The organism is uncultured Sneathiella sp. (assembly GCF_963973085.1).
Taxonomy (GTDB): domain Bacteria; phylum Pseudomonadota; class Alphaproteobacteria; order Sneathiellales; family Sneathiellaceae; genus Sneathiella.
Window position 1 is genome coordinate 125567 of record NZ_CAXAXA010000001.1, and the last position, 18458, is coordinate 144024.

At 57.2% G+C, this 18458-nt stretch carries 18 protein-coding genes; 5 read left to right on the forward strand and 13 right to left on the reverse strand.

Annotated features, from left to right (window positions below; translation table 11 throughout):
• Positions 1-62: 62 nt before the first annotated feature.
• From AACZ19_RS00575 to AACZ19_RS00600, 6 genes are all read right to left on the reverse strand, one after another.
• On the reverse strand, positions 63-1154 hold the full coding sequence (locus AACZ19_RS00575; protein ID WP_339630148.1) for a methylenetetrahydrofolate reductase: 1092 nt from the start codon (positions 1152-1154) through the stop codon (positions 63-65).
• Complete coding sequence (locus AACZ19_RS00580) at positions 1154-1669, reverse strand: methylenetetrahydrofolate reductase C-terminal domain-containing protein (RefSeq protein ID WP_339630150.1); 516 nt, start codon at positions 1667-1669, stop codon at positions 1154-1156. The genes AACZ19_RS00575 and AACZ19_RS00580 overlap by 1 nt, the downstream gene beginning before the upstream one ends.
• Complete coding sequence (locus tag AACZ19_RS00585) at positions 1670-1972, reverse strand: virulence factor (protein ID WP_339630152.1); 303 nt, start codon at positions 1970-1972, stop codon at positions 1670-1672.
• Positions 1973-1980: 8 nt separating this feature from the next.
• Entirely contained in the window at positions 1981-2580 is a 600-nt protein-coding gene (locus AACZ19_RS00590) for a DUF1638 domain-containing protein (RefSeq protein WP_339630154.1), read from the reverse strand.
• A gap of 25 nt (positions 2581-2605) precedes the next feature.
• Complete coding sequence (locus AACZ19_RS00595; RefSeq protein ID WP_339630156.1) at positions 2606-3292, reverse strand: B12-binding domain-containing protein; 687 nt, start codon at positions 3290-3292, stop codon at positions 2606-2608.
• A gap of 143 nt (positions 3293-3435) precedes the next feature.
• The gene (locus AACZ19_RS00600) at positions 3436-5874 is read right to left on the reverse strand and encodes an FAD-dependent oxidoreductase (RefSeq protein WP_339630158.1); all 2439 of its coding nucleotides are present in this window, start codon (positions 5872-5874) and stop codon (positions 3436-3438) included.
• A 277-nt stretch (positions 5875-6151) separates the two neighbouring features.
• Here AACZ19_RS00600 and AACZ19_RS00605 point away from each other — a divergent pair, with 277 nt between their 5' ends.
• A complete protein-coding gene (locus AACZ19_RS00605) occupies positions 6152-7690 on the forward strand; it encodes a trimethylamine methyltransferase family protein (protein ID WP_339630160.1) in 1539 nt (512 codons plus the stop codon).
• Here the strand turns inward: AACZ19_RS00605 and hutC are convergent.
• A complete protein-coding gene (hutC, locus tag AACZ19_RS00610; protein WP_339630162.1) occupies positions 7687-8421 on the reverse strand; it encodes a histidine utilization repressor in 735 nt (244 codons plus the stop codon). The two genes, AACZ19_RS00605 and hutC, sit on opposite strands and share 4 nt — an antisense overlap.
• 159 nt (positions 8422-8580) lie before the next feature.
• On the opposite strand from hutC, the gene hutI reads away from it, so the two are divergent.
• From hutI to hutU, 4 genes are read left to right on the forward strand one after another with little or no spacing between them, the layout of a single operon-like run.
• Positions 8581-9795, forward strand: coding sequence for an imidazolonepropionase (hutI, locus tag AACZ19_RS00615; RefSeq protein ID WP_339630164.1), 1215 nt, complete (start codon positions 8581-8583; stop codon positions 9793-9795).
• Positions 9792-11339 carry a histidine ammonia-lyase gene (hutH, locus tag AACZ19_RS00620; protein WP_339630166.1) on the forward strand — a complete coding sequence of 516 codons (1548 nt, stop codon included), beginning with the start codon at positions 9792-9794 and terminating at the stop codon, positions 11337-11339. The genes hutI and hutH overlap by 4 nt, the downstream gene beginning before the upstream one ends.
• A 1-nt stretch (position 11340) precedes the next feature.
• Positions 11341-12150: an N-formylglutamate deformylase gene (hutG, locus tag AACZ19_RS00625; protein WP_339630168.1), complete on the forward strand. Its 810-nt coding sequence runs from the start codon at positions 11341-11343 to the stop codon at positions 12148-12150.
• Between the two features lie 12 nt (positions 12151-12162).
• Positions 12163-13836 carry a urocanate hydratase gene (hutU, locus tag AACZ19_RS00630; RefSeq protein WP_339630169.1) on the forward strand — a complete coding sequence of 558 codons (1674 nt, stop codon included), beginning with the start codon at positions 12163-12165 and terminating at the stop codon, positions 13834-13836.
• On the opposite strand, the gene AACZ19_RS00635 is transcribed toward hutU, so the two are convergent.
• The 6 genes from AACZ19_RS00635 to AACZ19_RS00660 form a co-directional block, all read right to left on the reverse strand.
• Entirely contained in the window at positions 13833-14750 is a 918-nt protein-coding gene (locus tag AACZ19_RS00635) for an SDR family NAD(P)-dependent oxidoreductase (RefSeq protein ID WP_339630170.1), read from the reverse strand. The two genes, hutU and AACZ19_RS00635, sit on opposite strands and share 4 nt — an antisense overlap.
• Positions 14751-14784: 34 nt before the next feature.
• Positions 14785-15252: a MaoC family dehydratase gene (locus AACZ19_RS00640; protein ID WP_339630171.1), complete on the reverse strand. Its 468-nt coding sequence runs from the start codon at positions 15250-15252 to the stop codon at positions 14785-14787.
• An 83-nt stretch (positions 15253-15335) separates the two neighbouring features.
• The gene (locus AACZ19_RS00645; protein WP_339630173.1) at positions 15336-15629 is read right to left on the reverse strand and encodes a putative quinol monooxygenase; all 294 of its coding nucleotides are present in this window, start codon (positions 15627-15629) and stop codon (positions 15336-15338) included.
• Positions 15626-16279 (reverse strand): class II aldolase/adducin family protein, encoded by a 654-nt coding sequence (locus AACZ19_RS00650; RefSeq protein WP_339630175.1) that lies wholly within the window; start codon positions 16277-16279, stop codon positions 15626-15628. The genes AACZ19_RS00645 and AACZ19_RS00650 overlap by 4 nt, the downstream gene beginning before the upstream one ends.
• On the reverse strand, positions 16276-17823 hold the full coding sequence (locus tag AACZ19_RS00655; protein ID WP_339630177.1) for an alkaline phosphatase family protein: 1548 nt from the start codon (positions 17821-17823) through the stop codon (positions 16276-16278). Before AACZ19_RS00655 ends, AACZ19_RS00650 begins: the two co-directional genes overlap by 4 nt.
• The gene (locus tag AACZ19_RS00660) at positions 17820-18458 is read right to left on the reverse strand and encodes a PqiC family protein (protein WP_339630179.1); all 639 of its coding nucleotides are present in this window, start codon (positions 18456-18458) and stop codon (positions 17820-17822) included. The genes AACZ19_RS00655 and AACZ19_RS00660 overlap by 4 nt, the downstream gene beginning before the upstream one ends.

An 18458-nucleotide genomic window follows, 5' to 3' on the forward strand; every position in this document is an offset into this window, starting at 1 on the left:
GCCGATTGTCACTCTTGCTTCATTAAACGATCCGTCCGCATTTCCTCTTGCTCAGGACCGACTTACTGTTCCTCAGAAACGGCAGCAACCGCCTCCGCCGGATCGATGGGATTGTTGATCTGTTCACGGACCGTTTCAACGGCATCGGTGACGGCCTCGAAATCGGGGTTGCTCTCGCGCTTCCACGGTTTGCGGCCTTTAAGAACACCGGATTCGTAGACAATGTCCGCGACCAGTTCCTCCTGCCGGTAGGCCATAACGTGGGCCCCAGAAACCCCTTTCATTTCATGTACTTGCTGAAGCATTTCAATGCAGATTTTCTTGCCTTCCAGCTTCTGATCCTCAGCGCCTTCCAGACGGTCGATGATTGTATCCGGGATATGGATGCCGGGTACGTTGCCGCGAATCCATTTCGCCGCACGGGCCGAGGCCAGCGGGCCAACACCGATCATGATAAAGCATTTTTCATCCAGCCCCATATCGCGCACCTGTGTCATGTAGCGCTCCAGCATCGGGATATCGAAGCAATATTGCGACTGCACGAACTGCGCCCCGGCATCGATCTTCTTGGCGAGGCGATAGGGCCTGAAATCATAAGGCGGCGCAAAAGGATTGATGGCGGCACCCAAAAATACCTGCGGCGGAGAAGTAATCTTGCGGCCCGAGAGGAACCGCCCCTCATCCCGCATCTGGCGAATCGTCCGGAGCAGCGACATACAATCGAGATCGAAAACCGGCTTCGCGCCCGGCTGATCGCCCGCCTGCACACCGTCTCCGGTAAGGCAGAGGATGTTGTTCACCCCCATGGCGGCGGCACCGAGCACATTCCCCTGAATGGCGATGCGGTTATGGTCGCGGCAGGAAATCTGCATGATCGGCGAATAGCCGACGCGCGTCAGCAGGGCGCAGATACTGACCGACGACATATGGCAGTTAGCGCCCGATCCATCGGTTGCATTGATCCCGTCGACCCAGCCATCGAAAATGGCGCCGCGCTCGAACACCTCGTTCGGATCTGCGCTGTCCGGCGGGTTCAGTTCCGCGGTGACCGCAAATTCACCGGCGCGCAGAACCCGTTCCAGCCTCCCGCGTGACGTATGGCCCGGCGATGGCGGCAGTGGGGCGCTGATATCCGCAGATGTTTCAACATTCATCACGCGTCCTCCTTCTCGGCGGCCGCCGCCGTTGCTCGCAGCCAGGCTGAGGAGCCCCGATATGAGTTATCCACTGGTGGCTGGACCTGCAGGATATTGTCCCCTGCCCGCATGTTCCGGCTCCCTTTCCAGGCCTGCACCCAGACACAGGGCATATCCGGTTCCACTTCGCAGTTCCCGTTCGCCCGCACGCCACCGCAGGGACCATTGCGCAGGGATTTAGGGCAGTTCATCGGGCAGGACATGCCGGTATCGCTAAGCACACATTGCCCGCACATCCGGCAATCAAAGAGAAAACTCTTGACCGTCTTCTCAACGACGACAACCGGCTTTTCAACCCGGCGGTAGCCGATGGCCTTCCACAAGGGATGCAGTTTCAGGAAGATGGTAGCCAGCATCTGGTAAATGCGTTCCAGCCCGCGGGAATGGCGGACGGACCAGTGCCGAACTGTATAGAAGGCGCTTGTCCGGGCAACATGGTGCGTATCGGCGGGCTGATAAGCGGATTTGGTCATCTATAGTCCCTCCCGTCCGCCGCTCACGACAAGGGCGCGCAGCTTTTCGGCATCGTAATCACTTTCAATCTCCCCGGCCCGCGCCTCCGCGACGGCCTGGATATCGCCATCCACGCTCTCCGCTTCCCCGCGTCGCCAGCCTTCAAGATAGGCGTCCGACTCATGCGCCTTGTCGCGCATTGCAGCAACGTCGATGGCCTCCTGAAACCGGTCAGAGAGCATGATTTTCGCATTACTTCGACCTTGCTTGACAACGACCTGAGAGGGAATGTCCCGCCAGTATAAAATGCTGAGCTGTGCCAAGGCGTCTCCTAACCTGCTTTGCGCGTGAGAAAATCCTGAAGACCCGTGAGGCCGGTAAAGCGGTATTCGTAGGCAAGCGATAACTGATCCGCTGCCGCCTTTGCTTTTTTCTGCAATGCCGGGTCTTCCTGTTGCGATATGTACACAAGGCGCGTGTAGTTACTAAAATAGAGTGGCAGAAGTTCCGGGTGTTTATCGATACCAAGCCCCTCGATCGTCAGCTTCTCAAAATGCCGGGCGAGAAAATCGGTGAGGTAGAAGGTGCCGACTTCCGCCTCCTGCAAGGCATCAAAAATCGCTGTCCCGGTGAAGAATTCATAGCAATGGGCGCCCGCGATCCGCTCGACCCCCTCTTCCGCCAGCACCTTGTCGAGCTGGCCACCAGTGCCGCAGTCGCCATAAAGCGCGAGGATGGTATCGAACTGATCGCGGTTTTCACGGATCTTGCGACGCATTTCCTCCGGGATCAGGGCCGGACGATTATGCAGCTTGGCGGGCAGGCAAGTGACCTCTATATGATCCCAGCCATTGGCCTTGAGAACCGCAAAGCATTCTTCTGCAAGAGCGCCACATGCAATCAGAAGCGTTTTTTTAGGCGCATCCGTCATAATACGTCCCCGCTTCCCTATCTGGTCAGGCGGCCCGCCGTTCCGCCACCATTTTCTGGGCAATTTCCACCGTCATGGCGGCATCGCGCCCGTAGGCGTCCGCCCCGACGCTGTCGGCAAATTCCTCATTAAGCGGTGCCCCGCCGACCATGACGATATAATCGTCCCGTATGCCCTTTTCCTTCATGGTGTCGATCACGACCTTCATATAGGGCATGGTGGTGGTCAGAAGCGCGGACATGCCGATGATATCAGGCTTATGCTCCTCCAGAGCTTCAAGATATTTCTCGACCGGGTTATTGATGCCAAGGTCAATTACTTCGAACCCGGCGCCCTCCATCATCATGATGACGAGGTTCTTGCCAATGTCGTGAATATCGCCCTTGACCGTTCCGATGACCATCTTGCCAGCCTTTGGCGCATCCGTTTCCGCCAGCAGCGGTTTCAGGATCGCCATGCCTGACTTCATCGAGTTTGCGGCCAGGAGAACTTCCGGTACGAACAGGATGCCGTCACGGAAATCAACGCCGACGATCCGCATCCCTTCCACCAGCGCTTCGGTCAAAACCCTATAGGGTTCCCAGCCGCGTTCCAGCAGGATATTCACCCCTTCGCAAATTTCGTCCGCCAGTCCGTCGTATAGATCATCATGCATCTGTTCGACGAGTTCGCCGTCATCCAGGGCCGAGAGATCAATATCTTCTTCTTCCATCGAATGCTCCACTGACTAATAAAATAAACGAAGCCTATGTCGTAAAAGTGTCATATAGGCGGGGCCGGAAAACTATTCCCGTCCAGACATGGAATAATTTTCCTGCGACACTTTTGACGAAATTGAAACAATTGACCCAGAAATCACACCCTGAGCCGTTCATTTTCAGGATCGAAAATCGATTCCTCAATGATGGTCGCCGGATAGCGCTCGCCCAGAATTTCGATCTCGAGCTTCGTGCCTACGGCCTCCATACCGGCCTTGATATAGCCCTGCGCGAGGCTCTTTTCGACAAAGTGGCCATAGGCACCCGCCGTCGCCCGTCCGACGATATTTCCGCTTGTATCATAGAGCGGCTCATTGCCGAGCGGGTCGGCATCCGTGATGCCATGCACTTCAAGACAGACGAAAGATTGCGGCACGCCCTCCTCTTTCTGCTTGATCAAGGCGTCCCGACCGATAAAATCGCCTTTGTCGAGATGAACGAAACGTTCCAGCCCGGCCTCAAACACCGAATATTCGCGGGTCAGGTCCTGCCCCCACATGCGGTAGTTCTTCTCCATACGCAGGCTGTCCATAGCCCGCATGCCGCACATGCCAAGGCCGAACTCTTCCCCTGCCTCGACAATCGCGTCATAGATATGGTTCTGGTATTCGATCGGGTGGTGCAGCTCCCAGCCGAGATCGCCGACGAAGTTCACCCGAAGCGCGCGGCAGGGCGCAAGGCCGACCGTGATATGCTGCCCGGTCAACCATTTAAAGCCGTTGTTGGACAGGTCAGCATCGGTGATCTTGCGAAGGATATCCCGCGATTTCGGCCCCGCCAGTACAAGCACCCCATGCGCTGTTGTCACATTGTCCAGCCGCACGGATCCGTCACCCGGCAGATTTTTCAACAGATAGTCATGATCGAAGCGTTCCGCCGCACCGGAGCTCACGAGATAGAATTGTTCCGGCCCGTCGCGCATGATGGTGAATTCGGAACGGATACCGCCGCGCTTGTTGAGCGCATGGGAGAGGTTGATCCGGCCGATCCCCTTCGGCAGCTTGCGGCAGACGAGCCTGTCGAGATAGGCTTCCGCTCCCGGCCCCGACACCTCGAATTTCGAGAAGCTGGTGATATCGATCAGCCCGGCATTGGTGCGCATATTGATGGCTTCATTCCCGATATGCTCAAAATAATTCGAGCGGCGGAAACTCCACTGGTCTTTCGGCTCCACCCCTTCCGGCGCGAACCAGTTCGGCCGCTCCCACCCGTATCTCTGGCCGAAGACAGCGCCCCGCGCCGCCATCCTGTCATGACAGGGGGACATCTTCAGCGGACGCCCTGCCCCGCGCTCCTCATCCGGATAATGGATGACGAAAACATGCTCGTAACATTCCTCGTTTTTGATCTTCGTATAGGGTTTGGTGGCATAGGCGCCGAAGCGGCGCGGATCGACGTCCATCATGTCGATACCGGGTTCGCCCTCGGTAATCCATTCGGCAAGTTGCCAGCCGGAGCCGCCGGCCGCCGTCACGCCGAAGCTGTGACCCTCGTTCATCCAGAAATTCTTAAGACCCCAGGCCGGGCCGATCATAGGGCTGCCGTCGGGCGTATAGGCGATCGGCCCGTTGACGATATCCTTGATACCCGCATCGGCAAAGGTCGGGACGCGCTTGATGGCGGCTTCGACATGCGGCATGAGACGTTCAAGGTCGCCCGGGAACAGATCCTGCCCGAAGGTGTCCGGGACGCCATCGACAAAACAGGCGGGCGCGCCCTTCTCATAGGGACCGAGGATATAGCCCTGCCGCTCCTCGCGAAGGTAATAGGACGCATCGCTCTCGCGCAGCACTGCCATCTCGGGAAGGCCCGCCTTCTTGCGCTCAAGGAGTTCCGGCACTTCGTCGGTGACGATATACTGATGCTCCACCGGGATCACCGGAATATCGAGACCGACCATGGACAGGGTCTGACGGGCATAGTTGCCGGTGCAGCTCACCACATGCTCGGCGGTAATGTCGCCCTTGTTGGTGCGGATCAGCCATTCCCCGTTCTTTTGTTGCTCGATCGAGAGGACTTCCGTATGGCGGTTGATCTCCGCGCCACCTTTCCGCGCCCCGATGGCCATGGCATTGGTCACGTCGACTGGCGCAATATGGCCATCGTCGGGATGATAGAGCGCGCCGACAAGACCGTCGATATCCGCAAGGGGCCAAAGCTCTTTTACTTCCTTAGGTGTGATAATCTCATACGGCACACCAATGGTATTCGCCGTTCCGCAATATTTGAGATATTCATCCATGCGTTCCTTGTTGGTCGCAAGGCGAAGATTGCCGGTCACATGGAAGCTGACATTCTGCCCGGTTTCTGCCTCCAGCTTCTTGTAGAGATCGACGCTGTATTTATGGATCTGCCCGACGGCATAGCTCATATTAAAGAGTGGAAGCAGGCCCGCCGCATGCCAGGTTGATCCGGCGGTCAGTTCGGTCCGTTCCAGCAGAACCACATCGGACCAGCCTTTCTTGGTCAGATGGTATAGTGTGCTGACTCCGACGACGCCGCCGCCTATGACAACTACCCGTGCATGTGATTTCATTTTATCGTCCCCTTTGCCCTGTTCCCTGACACCAGGCATCAATGCGTTGATAAATTACCGTGGCGATTACGACCGGGAATCGCTAACCGATCTCCGACGCTCGCTGTCCCTTTACCGCCATGGAAATCATTGCACCCAAATGGTGATTTAAAATGTTCTGAATTCGTCAGAGAACGCCGCATAAAGACGCGCCTTGGCTAGTCGCATATGCAATTTCGGATTTAATGAAAATGGAAGACGCGCTTTCGTCTGGTGACTAGAGCTGGAGGGTTAATTTATGAGTGCAACGACATCCCGTAGCGGCCGCCGGGGGCGCGACGCCCGCCGTGAAGCAAGGGCAAGCAACGCCAGCCGCCATATTCCCTATATCAGCCGGAATATTCCCGTCACCAATCTGGTGAGTGACGAGGCGCTTGAGATTATCGAGGCCAATGCCGAAATAATCCTCGAGGAAATCGGCCTTGATTTCCGCGATGATCCGGAATCGCTTGAGCTCTGGAAGTCGGTCGGTGCCGATGTTCAGGGAGAGCGGGTACATTTCCCGAAGGGGCTTTGCCGTGAACTTCTGAAAACCGCCCCAGCGGAATTCACTCAATACGCCCGCAATCCGGCCAACAGCGTTCAGATTGGTGGCAATAATACGGTGCTGGCCCCCGTATATGGTCCGCCTTTTGTGCATGATCTCGATAAGGGCCGCCGCTATGGCACGATTGAGGACTTCGAGAATTTCGTGAAGCTCGCATATATGGCGCCCGCGATGCATCATTCCGGCGGCACGGTGTGCGAGCCGGTCGACCTGCCCGTCAACAAGCGGCATTTCGACATGGTCTACAGCCATATCAAATATTCCGATAAACCCTTCATGGGATCCGTCACCGCGCCGGAACGGGCGCAGGACAGCGTCGATATGGCGTCTCTCGTCTTCGGGGAAGAGTTCGTGCAGAATAACTGCGTGATGCTGAACCTGATCAACGCCAACTCCCCAATGACCTTTGATTCGACCATGCTGGGCGCGCTTAAAACTTACGCGGCGAACAATCAGGCCTGTGTCGTGTCCCCCTTTATCCTGTCCGGCGCAATGAGCCCGGTTTCAGGTGCAGGCACCCTGTCGCAGCTTCTCGCCGAGGCCATGGCGGGTTGCGCACTCACACAGATCATCAAGCCCGGCACGCCGGTTATCTTCGGCACCTTTGTGAGTTCCATCTCCATGCAGTCCGGCGCACCGACATTCGGGACACCCGAAAGCAGCCTTGTGCTCAACGGCGCGGCAGCGCTCTCACGGCGACTCAATCTGCCGTTCCGCTCCGGCGGATCTTTTACCGCGTCGAAACTACCCGATGCGCAGGCCGCCAGTGAAAGCGCCCAGACCCTGCTGATGACGCTCTTGTCCGGGGTTAACTTCTCCCTCCATGCAGCGGGATGGCTCGAGGGCGGACTTTGTTCGTCCTATGAAAAGTTCGTCATGGATATTGATCAATGCGCGATGATGGAAGTGCTGGCCCGCGGTATCGATGTCAGTGAGAACGGACAGGCCATGGATGCGGTACGCGAGGTCGGCCCAGGCGGGCATTTCCTTGGCTGCGCCCATACTCAGGCAAATTTTGAGGAAGCCTTCTACCGCTCCCGCACCGCCGACAACAATTCGGTCGAGCAATGGCAGGCGGACGGCTCCAAGGATAGCGCGACGCGCGCCAACGGGATCTGGAAGCAGATGCTGAGGGATTACCAGGCGCCCGCTTTGGAGGAAAGTATTGACGAGGCGCTTAAGGAGTTCATGACGAAACGCAAAAATTCATTTGCGGATTCGAACGTCTAACGGTCGGCGATAAAGGTCCCGCCGAAGGCAAAACGGCTGCCCGGATGAAAAAGCCGGACCGTCGTGATCATGTCCTCCCCGATAAAGGTATGCCGCTCAAGCGTCAGCACGGCTTCTCCCTCTTGAAGACGCAGCAGCCGCCGCTGATCCGCCGTCGGCATATCGGCGCTGATGCGGTGATCCGCGCGGCTATAGGGGGTTGTCCTGATCAGAAAGCCACTCGGTGTCTCAGTTGAAAAATCCTGTTTGATGAAATCCGGGACGAGCGCCGGGCTGACATAGCGATCCTCGAGTTGGAGCGGAATGTCATTTTCCGAATGCAGCATCAGGCAATGAAACAGGCAGTCTTCATGCCGCGCCATTAGTCTCGCGATAGGTTTTGGGACCGGCACTTCCTCAAGACGGAGCAGCTCGGCGCTATGGCTATTTCCCCGGCTTGCGATGTCATCTGCAATATTGCGGATTTCCAGCAGGCCCGATTCCAGCTTGCTGGGCCCGACAAAGGTTCCCGACCCCTGCCGCCGGACAAGCACGCCTTCCTGCGTCAGTTCCCGCAGTGCGCGGTTGATCGTCATGCGGGAGGCACCGAGCTCGGCAACCAGGGCATGTTCTGTCGGCACCCGGTCACCCACCTGCCATTCCCCGTTTTGTATCCTGGACAGGATCAAGTCCTTGATCTGTTGATAAAGCGGTACGGTGCGGTTGATACTCAGTTCACTGATAATGTTCATTCCACTGCCTGAAGCCGATCTCTATTCGTTCCGTTCAGCATCTCCTGACGGACGGTGCCCGTTCCGCGCCATAAAATGGTCAGAAAAAAATGCTTGATAATAAGGGCAAGTCTATCATAATAATTTGTATATACAAATTAATAATGGGGGCAAAAAGATATGGCGACGAAGACATGCGACACGCTTTTCATCAACGCCCGATTGGCGACCATGACACCGGGAGGCGAGCCATACGGAGTAGCTAACGCCGATGCCCTTACTCTGACCGGCGACAGGATCAGCGGCATTGGACAGGCCGAGGAATTCTCCGGCAATGCCACAAATATTATTGATCTGGAAGGCCGGTGGATCACTCCCGGCCTGATTGACTGCCATACCCATCTGGTCCATGCGGGCAACCGCGCGCAGGAATTCGAAATGGGTCTGAATGGCGCAAGTTACGAGGAAATCGCGGCGGCAGGAGGTGGCATCCTCTCCACCGTCAAAGCGACCCGCGACGCCAGCGAGAGTGAGCTCGCCGCCGAGAGCCAACCCCGGCTTCAAGCGATGATAAAGGCGGGCGTAACGACCGTAGAGATCAAATCCGGTTATGGCCTTGATCTGGAAACAGAGATGAAAATGTTGGAGGTGGCAAAACAGCTCGGCGAGATTAATCTGGTTCGCGTCCAGAAAACATTTCTCGGCGCCCATGCTCTTCCCGAAGAGTTTGCCGGAAACAGCGACGGTTATATGGCAAAGGTCATCCATGAAATGCTGCCGACGATCCATGCCCTCGGTCTGATTGATGCCATCGATGCCTTTTGCGAGAAAATCGCCTTTTCGGAAGAACAAGTACGGCAGCTTTTCAAGGCGGCGGACAGGCTGGGCCTGCCGATAAAACTTCATGCCGAACAGCTCAGCAACCAGAACGGCGCGGAACTCGCTGCCCATTTCAGGGCGCTATCCGCCGACCATCTGGAATATATCGATGAAAAGGGCGTCAAGGAGATGGCGAAATCGGGGACGGTCGCCGTGATCCTGCCAGGTGCTTTCTACTATTTGCGGGAGACGCGAAAGCCCCCGATAGAGTTGTTTCGCGAATACAGGGTCCCGATGGCGCTCGCCACTGACTGCAATCCTGGCTCCTCCCCCACGACAAATCCGCAGCTGATGATGAACATGGCCGCCATCCTGTTCCGGATGACGCCCGAAGAGGCGCTCGCGGGGTTTACCCGGAACGGCGCCGCAGCCCTTGGACTTTCCAGCGAAATTGGCACGCTGGAGGTTGGCAAGCGCGCGGATCTGGCGATCTGGGATATCGACCACCCGTCCGAACTAACCCAGGCCATCGGCTCTAACCCGCTTTATTCCCGGTATTATGGAGGTCAGTCATGAACAGCGAATCGAATTTACTAACCCTCGCGCCGGGACATATGACCCTCGATAACCTGCGGGCAATTTTCGAGGGCGGGGTTAAAATTGAGCTCGATCCGGCCTGCCGTGACATGGTGGACGACAGCGCCGAGGTCGTGCAAACAATCCTGAAGGAAGGCCGGACGGTATATGGCATCAATACAGGCTTTGGTCGGCTTGCTCAGGAAGTCATCCCGGCCGACAAGCTGGAACAATTGCAGCGCAACCTTGTCCTCTCCCATTCCACCGGAACCGGTACCTTACTCGGCGATGACATTGTCCGGCTGGTCATGGCGATGAAGGCGGCCAGCCTGGCACGCGGGTTTTCCGGCGTGCGCATGGTGGTGATCGATGCCCTGATGACCTTTCTCGATCATGAAATCTATCCCTGTATCCCGGCGAAAGGCTCCGTCGGGGCATCCGGCGACCTTGCCCCCCTCGCCCATATGACGGCTGCGCTGATGGGTATCGGCAATGTCCGCCTCGATGGCGAGATCGTCCCCGCCGAGGCGACATTGAAGGCGCTCAAGATCATGCCGCTCACCCTCGGGCCCAAGGAGGGGCTTGCCCTGCTCAACGGCACACAAGTCTCGACCGCACTTGCCCTTGCCGGCCTGTTCGAGACGGAGAAGCTTCTGGCTGCCGCAACGCTTGCGGGCAGCCTCTCGCTCGATGCCGCAAAAGGCACCGACGCGCCCTTTGATACCCGCATTCACGCCGCCCGCGGACAGATTGGACAGATGGAAATGGCGGCGAGCTATCGCGCCCTCATCGAGGGCAGCGAGATCCGCAAATCCCATGCGGAATGCGAAAAGGTGCAGGACCCTTATTGCCTGCGCTGTCAGCCACAGGTGATGGGCGCCTGCCTTGACCAGATGCGCCATGCGGCAGGCGTCCTGACGATCGAGGCGAATTCCGTCTCTGACAACCCGTTGGTCTTCGTAGATACCGGCGATGTCATTTCTGGCGGCAATTTTCACGCAGAGCCGATCGCTCTTGCCGCCGATAACCTCGCCCTCGCCATTGCCGAGATCGGCTCGATGTCGGAGCGGCGTATCGCCATGCTGGTCGATACCTCCATCAGCGGCCTACCTGCCTTTCTGGTGACGGGCGCGGGGATCAATTCAGGGTTTATGATTGCCCATGTGACAGCAGCGGCACTTGCAAGCGAGAACAAGCAACAGGCGTATCCGGCTTCCGTGGACAGCATTCCTACCTCCGCCAATCAGGAGGATCATGTCAGCATGGCCACCCATGGCGCGCGGCGACTCCTGCGTATGGCAGAGAACACAGCAGCTATCGTCGGGATCGAACTGCTGGCAGCGACGCAGGGAATTGAGTTGCGCGCCCCCCTTCGAACCTCTGCACCGCTCGAAAAACTGCATGCAGAAATTCGGAAAATTGTCGAACCCTATGAGAAAGACCGCTTCTTTGCACCAGATATTGAGGCGGCGAAAAACCTCGTGATGAGCGGAGCGCTCGCGACCCAGTTCGCGGACTTTCTTCCCGATACTTTGGAGAGTTAGAATGCAAGGTGATGTTTTTACTTTAAATAGAGGATCGTCCCCTCTCCTCCTCAGTCAGCCGCATGTCGGGCTGGAAATACCGCCGTCGATTGAGCGCCGCCTGACGGAGCCAGCGAAAGTCCGTCCCGATACGGACTGGCATATCGACCGGCTTTATCGGGACATTGCGGAGGAACTGGATGCGACCGTTGTAACCGCCAAATATTCCCGCTACGTGATCGACCTCAATCGTGATCCGGACGGAGCGTCGCTTTATCCCGGCCAGAGCGTCACGGAACTCTGCCCGACGACGTTATTTGACAATTCCAAGCTCTATCTCGACGGACTGGAACCGGATGAGGAGGAGATCGAAACGCGACGTGGCGTGTTCTGGCAGCCCTATCACGATGTACTAGCGGAGGAAATCGAGCGGATCAAGGCGCTGCACGGGCTTGTTCTGCTTTATGATTGCCACTCCATCCGCTCCGTCCTGCCGCGGTTTTTTGACGGTCGCCTGCCAACGCTCAACCTCGGAACAGGAGATGGAATCTCCCTCGATCCGGCGCTTGAAGAAACAGTGGAGAAAATTGCCGCCGCCTCCCCCTACAGCCATGCACTCAATGGCCGGTTCAAGGGCGGCTATATCACCCGCCATTACGGCGACCCGGCAAACAATATCCAGGCGCTGCAGATGGAACTCGCGCAGGAAGACTATATGCTGGAGGAGGCCCCCTTCACCTACTTGACAGAGAATGCCTCCGCGCTTCAGCCAACGCTCAAACAGATACTGGATGCCATGCTCGACTTCGGGCGGCGGAATATCGTTGCATAAAGGAACGCCACAATGATGAACAGACGAGATAACAGCCGCGTGATCAAGGCCCCCACAGGCCCGGAATTGTCCTGCAAGAGCTGGCTGACCGAAGCGCCGCTCCGGATGCTGATGAACAATCTCGATCCCGACGTTGCCGAGAACCCGGCGGAGCTGGTGGTTTACGGCGGCATCGGCCGGGCGGCGCGCAACTGGGAGTGCTTCGACCAGATCCAGCGCTCCCTCCGTGATCTCAATGCGGACGAGACTTTACTCGTGCAGTCGGGCAAGGCCGTCGGCGTCTTCAAGACCCATGAGAATGCGCCGCGTGTCCTGATCGCCAATTCCAACCTCGTGCCGCACTGGGCCAACTGGGATCATTTCAACGAGCTCGATAAGAAGGGCCTGATGATGTATGGCCAGATGACGGCGGGCTCCTGGATCTATATCGGCAGCCAAGGCATCGTGCAGGGCACCTATGAAACCTTCGCGGAAGCCGGACGCCAGCATTTCGGCGGCGATATGTCCGGCAAATGGATACTCACCGGCGGTCTCGGTGGCATGGGCGGGGCGCAGCCGCTGGCCGCGACCATGGCCAGTGCCTCCATGCTCGCTGTAGAATGCCGGCCAAGCAGCATCGATTTCCGCCTGCGCTCGGGCTTTCTCGATGAGAAGGCCGACACATTGGCCGAGGCCCTCGCTATCATCCGCGATGCTATTGAGCGCGGCAAGCCGGTCTCCGTCGGTCTGCTCGGCAATGCCGCCGATATCTTCCCGGAGATTCTGGACGGCGACATGCTGCCCGATCTGGTGACCGACCAGACGTCCGCCCATGATCCGGTAAACGGCTATCTGCCGCAAGGCTGGACGCTGGATCAATGGGAGCAGATGCGCGAAACCGATCCCAAATCCGTCGAGGTCGCGGCGCGGAAATCCATGGCGGTGCAGGTGCGGGCGATGCTCGAATTTCAGGCGCGTGGCATCCCCACCGTCGATTATGGCAACAATATCCGCCAGGTCGCGCTGGAGGAAGGGGTCGACAGCGCCTTCAACTTCCCGGGTTTCGTGCCCGCCTATATCCGCCCCCTCTTCTGCCGGGGGATCGGGCCGTTCCGCTGGGCCGCCCTCTCCGGCGATCCTGAGGATATCTTCAAGACGGACGCCAAGGTGAAGGAGCTGATCCCCGACGATGCGCATCTTCACAACTGGCTCGACATGGCGAAGGAACGGATCAGGTTTCAGGGGCTCCCGTCGCGCATCTGCTGGGTGGGCTTAGGTCAGCGCCATCGTCTCGGCCTTGCGTTTAACGAAATGGTGCGGACCGGTGAGCTTTCCGCCCCCATCGTGATCGGCCGCGATCATCTGGATTCAGGGTCGGTTGCCAGCCCCAATCGGGAGACGGAGGGGATGAAGGACGGTTCGGATGCCGTCTCTGACTGGCCGCTCTTGAATGCGCTCCTCAATACCGCGAGCGGGGCAACCTGGGTCAGCCTGCATCATGGCGGCGGTGTCGGCATGGGCTTTTCTCAACATGCGGGGATGGTGATTGTCTGTGACGGCACAGAGGAAGCCGACGAGCGGATCGCCCGCGTTCTCTTCAATGATCCGGCGACGGGCGTGATGCGCCACGCCGACGCCGGATATGAGGAGGCCATCAATTGCGCAAAAGAGAATGACCTCAATCTGCCGTTTTTGAATAAGCCCTAGAGCTTGATGCCGAGGCCGTTCGCGGCCTTGGTCAGCATATTTGTCGTCTGGTCATTACCACTCGTATATTCAAGCTGCGTGGCTGGATCGGCAATCTCTCCCCAATGCTCGGCGATTTTCTCCGGCGTCCGTTCGCCCTCGGCCAGCCATTTGCCGCCCGTCTCATAGACGATGCTGCGTGCATAGGTGCCCGCGCCCGCCGTGATGATCGTGCGATTTGGGCTGTCCTCGGACACGATATAAAGAAGCGCAGGAGTTACCGATTCCGGGGTCAACAGCTCCAGAAGATTTTCCGGGATGATATCCTCGGTCATGCGGGTTGCCGCGCAAGGCGACAAGGCGTTGACCTTGATCCCGTATTTTGCGCCTTCGATCACCAGCGTGTTCATCAGGCCGATGACGCCCATCTTCGCCGCGCCATAGTTGGTCTGGCCGAAGTTACCGTAAAGCCCGCTTGAGGAGGTGGTCATGGCGATACGGCCATAGCCCTGCTCCCGCATGATGTTCCACACTGCCTTTGAGCAGTTGACCGAGCCCATCAAATGCACATCCAGTACGAAGGCAAAATCCTTCATCTCGACATTGGAGAAGGACTTGTCCCGCAGCACCCCGGCGTTATTGACGAGGATATCGACGCGGCCCCATTTCGCCATCGCCTCATCGACCATCTGGGAGACCTGCGCCATGTCGGTGACATTCGCACCGTTGGCGATCGCCTCGCCGCCCGCCGTCTCAATCTCGGCAACCACAGACTTCGCCGCATCGGAAGAGCCGCCACAGCCATCGACGGACCCGCCGAGATCATTGACAACCACTTTCGCGCCGCGCGCCGCGAGGCCGAGCGCATGGCTGCGCCCAAGTCCATTTCCGGCGCCGGTGACAATCGCCACCTTGCCATCAAAGCGAATACTCATATTCTCTCCTTAAATATCTGATTTTATAGTATTTTTAATCGCCGAGGAAGGTCATGCCAAGCCATTCAACTATCAATGCCGGTTTGTCTTCGCCCTTGATCTCGACCGTGACTTCCGTTTTGGAGAGATATTGCCCCGGACGTTTCTCGTCGATACTGAGGATCTTGGCTGAAACCCGAATTTCGCTGTCTACCTTGACCGGCTGTAAAAACCGCAACTTGTCGATACCGTAATTGATGCCCATCTGGGTATTCTCGACATTCGGCCGGATTTTCGGGACCAGCCCGGCCAGCAGCGACAGTGTGAGGAAGCCATGGGCGATGGTGGTGCCGAAGGGTGTCTCCTTGGCGGCGCGTTCCGGATCGACATGGATAAACTGGAAATCATCTGTCGCTTCGGCAAATTTATTGATCCGCTCCTGATCAATCTTGAACCACTCCCCGGGTCCATAAACTGTTCCGAAAGAATTTAGAAATTCAGCTTTGGATATTGTCTTTGTCATTATTGTTTCCTCCAAATCAATTTAAGGGTTTTTTCTAGCGAAATTTTGCCCCTCGCGATAGTCCCTATCCATCGCAGGCGGCCCTATACCCGGTTCCAGCGTTCAATTTTCTTCCCAATAATCATTGGCGTCACCGTTTCGATAAAATCCTCAAAATGACGGGAGGCAAGATGATCGTCGAAGGCAGCGCTGTTTTCATACAGTTCATAGAGAATTATACGGCCGGGGTTTTCTGTATCCACGCAGATATCGAAGTAATGACAGCCCGGTTCCAGATTGAGGGAATTTTCCGCCTGTTTCTTCATTTCCACCATGAAGGCGGCCTCTTTCCCCTGAATTACATCGAAGCGGGCGGTAACGGCAAATCGGCTTTTCATCTATCCTCTCCCTGTGGCATGCCATAACCTTTGCTGAACTGTTCTTTCACTGCGTCCATTTCCGCATCGCTGAGCAGGATCGGCGTGCCGATCTGTAGAATGCGCCAGTACGTCTCACAGAGCGTCTCTACCTCGACGGCGAGTGCGAGGGCTCTTTCCAGGTTTTTCTCCCCCACCAGCAGGCCGTGATTGGCGAGCAAGCAGGCTTTGCGCTCCTCCATCGCCTTGAGGGCGTTATCGGAGAGTTCCTGGGTGCCGAAGGTCGCGTAGTCGGCACAGCGAATTGTGTTTCCACCCGCCATCACGATCATGTAGTGGAAAGGTGGCAGTTCCAACCGTTGGCAGGCGATTGTCATTACCCCTTTGCCATGGGTGTGCAAAACAGCGCCAAAATCGGCGCGCGACTCCAGCAGATTATGATGAAAGCGCCATTCGCTGGACGGGTTGCGACGGCCGCTCACCTCGCCATCAAAAGACATTTCGACGATATCTTCGGGCGCAAGATCGTCATAGGCCATGCCCGACGGCGTAATCAGATACCCTCCGTCAACCCGGACGCTGGCGTTGCCGGAACTTCCCTGATTTATCCCGCGGGCGTTCATTTCCCGCACCGTCGCAATCAGTTCCTCTCGCTCAGCTCGCCAGTTCATCTGCTCATCCGGTTGCCGACAAGCCCATTGTCGGACGCGCTCAAATTAACAAGTTCGCCATATTCATAGCGCATCCGCCAGGAAAGAAGCTCTTGCACGCAATCGAGGACCACGCCTTGGTAATCCGGGTCTTCAGCCAGATTGCGCGTCTCGTCCGGGTCATTTTTCACATCGAAAAGAAGCGGTGGCAGAGCTGCAAAATGCACATATTTGAATTCCGCATCCCGATGGACAAGCAAGTTACATTCTGACGACTTTATATTGAGGGCCGTCTCCGGCATCTGCCCCACGGGATCGCGGAAATCATAAAGCCAGTGCACCGCCCGCCGCCAGCCCGCCGGAGTCTCCCCTTTGAGAAACGGCATCAGAGAGTGGCCATCGCACTGCCGCGGGATGGGAAGATTCAGGCCATCCAGAATTGTCGGCATGAGATCGACGGATTCGGTAAATTCACTGATCTCGCGGCCGGTGGTTACATTCCAGCATTTGGGCGGCTTGATGATCAGCGGAATATGGAAGCTTTCATCGTAAAAGCCGATCTTGCCCCAAAGATAATGATCGCCGAGCTGCTCCCCGTGATCGGAGGTCACAACAATCAGGGTTTCGTCATACTGCCCCTGTTCTTTCAGGGTGGCGATAACGCGGCCGAGATTGTGATCCGCCTCGGTGATCAGGGATTGATAGGTTGCCCGGATCTGCTGAGTTGCCTCCTCATCGAGATCAACCGCACGGCCTTCCCCTTCCATGAAGAAGGCATCCTGCGGAATCGCTTGGTACATCAGGGCCAGCGACGGGTGCTTTGCCCGCATGTCATCGGGCGACCCATCGCGGACCGACAAAGGCATATCGGACGGCTTATAGAGATCATGATATTCCGGCGGCGAAATAAAGGGCGGATGCGGCCGCAGAAAGGTCAAATGATGAAAAAACGGGTCTGACGGCTTTGATTTCAGGTCCTTGATCAACTGATCCGCCAGCCAGTGGGTTTCGCTGTCCTCTGCCTTGAACCGGCTTGGGGCGAAAAGCGGATGACGGCCGGGTGGCAATTTATAATCCGGATCCGGGAAATAAATGGCGTAGCCCGGGCCGGGAATGTCATACCCCTTACCCGCCAGATATTCGAGCCAGGGAATGCTGTTCGCGGGCAACTGCTGGCCCACGCTGAAACCCGGCATCACCCCTTCATACGTCAGGAACGCCTCATGATCCTCTCCCAGCACACGCGGGTCCGGTGTCGTGTCCGTATAGCCCCAGAGGGTCGGATCATACCCGGCAGTACGGGCCTCAAACGCGAGGTTCGTCAGGCTGTGATTGAGCGGCGTGCCGTTTCGGATGGATCGGTGATTGCTCGGATACATGCCGGTGAGAAAGGTCGTGCGAGACGGGCCGCAGGGTGCAATACAAGTGAAATGATTGCGAAAAGTAACCCCGTCAGCGCAGAGAGCATCCATTGTCGGGGTCTGGATGGTCGGGTTGCCTGTCGCCGCAAGATGGTCCGCCCGCCACTGATCAAGGGTGACAAAAAGAACATTGGTTTTCGTCATGAGGACAGATTCAACCCATCAAGAGAGTTCGCGATGTCACGCGACAACTGGCCAAGAAGAGTGCTCAACGCGTTGGCATAGCTGTTGTAATCGCCGGTTGTTGCGGGCATTTCATAGGTTTTCGCATGACGGGCCAGCACCGTGTTATCGTACAGCTCTTTCAGATGCCAGCGCACGGAAAGACGCGCAACGCCGGTGCCTGTCTCGGTAATGTCGATAATATCAAGGGCAACCTGAACGGAGCCTTTGTTCGGGCGGAAATCCGCTGGATAAGCGAAGACTTTCTCTTCCCCGATCAGGAAGGCGACATTGCTACTGACCACGCGTTTGATGGCATCGCTAAGCGGTTCCGCCCAATGATCGAAGTCCGATACGTTGATTTCCGCACCGCTATCGAAGGTGACGATTTGCGGTCGGTCCGCATAGCCAGGAATTTGAACCGGTCCGATACCAATGGTCATGGCTTCCGGCAGATTGATTGTTGCCTCTCCCGGTTTGATATCCTCGGCCGTCTTCAGGATGTAGAAGCGCGTCGGGGCAGAGCCCGGCAAGCCGGCACAGGCACCAATGGCGAACAGTATCAGGACAAGGACAGCATATCTCGAAGCGGGTCGGATCATGTTGAATACAGGCAT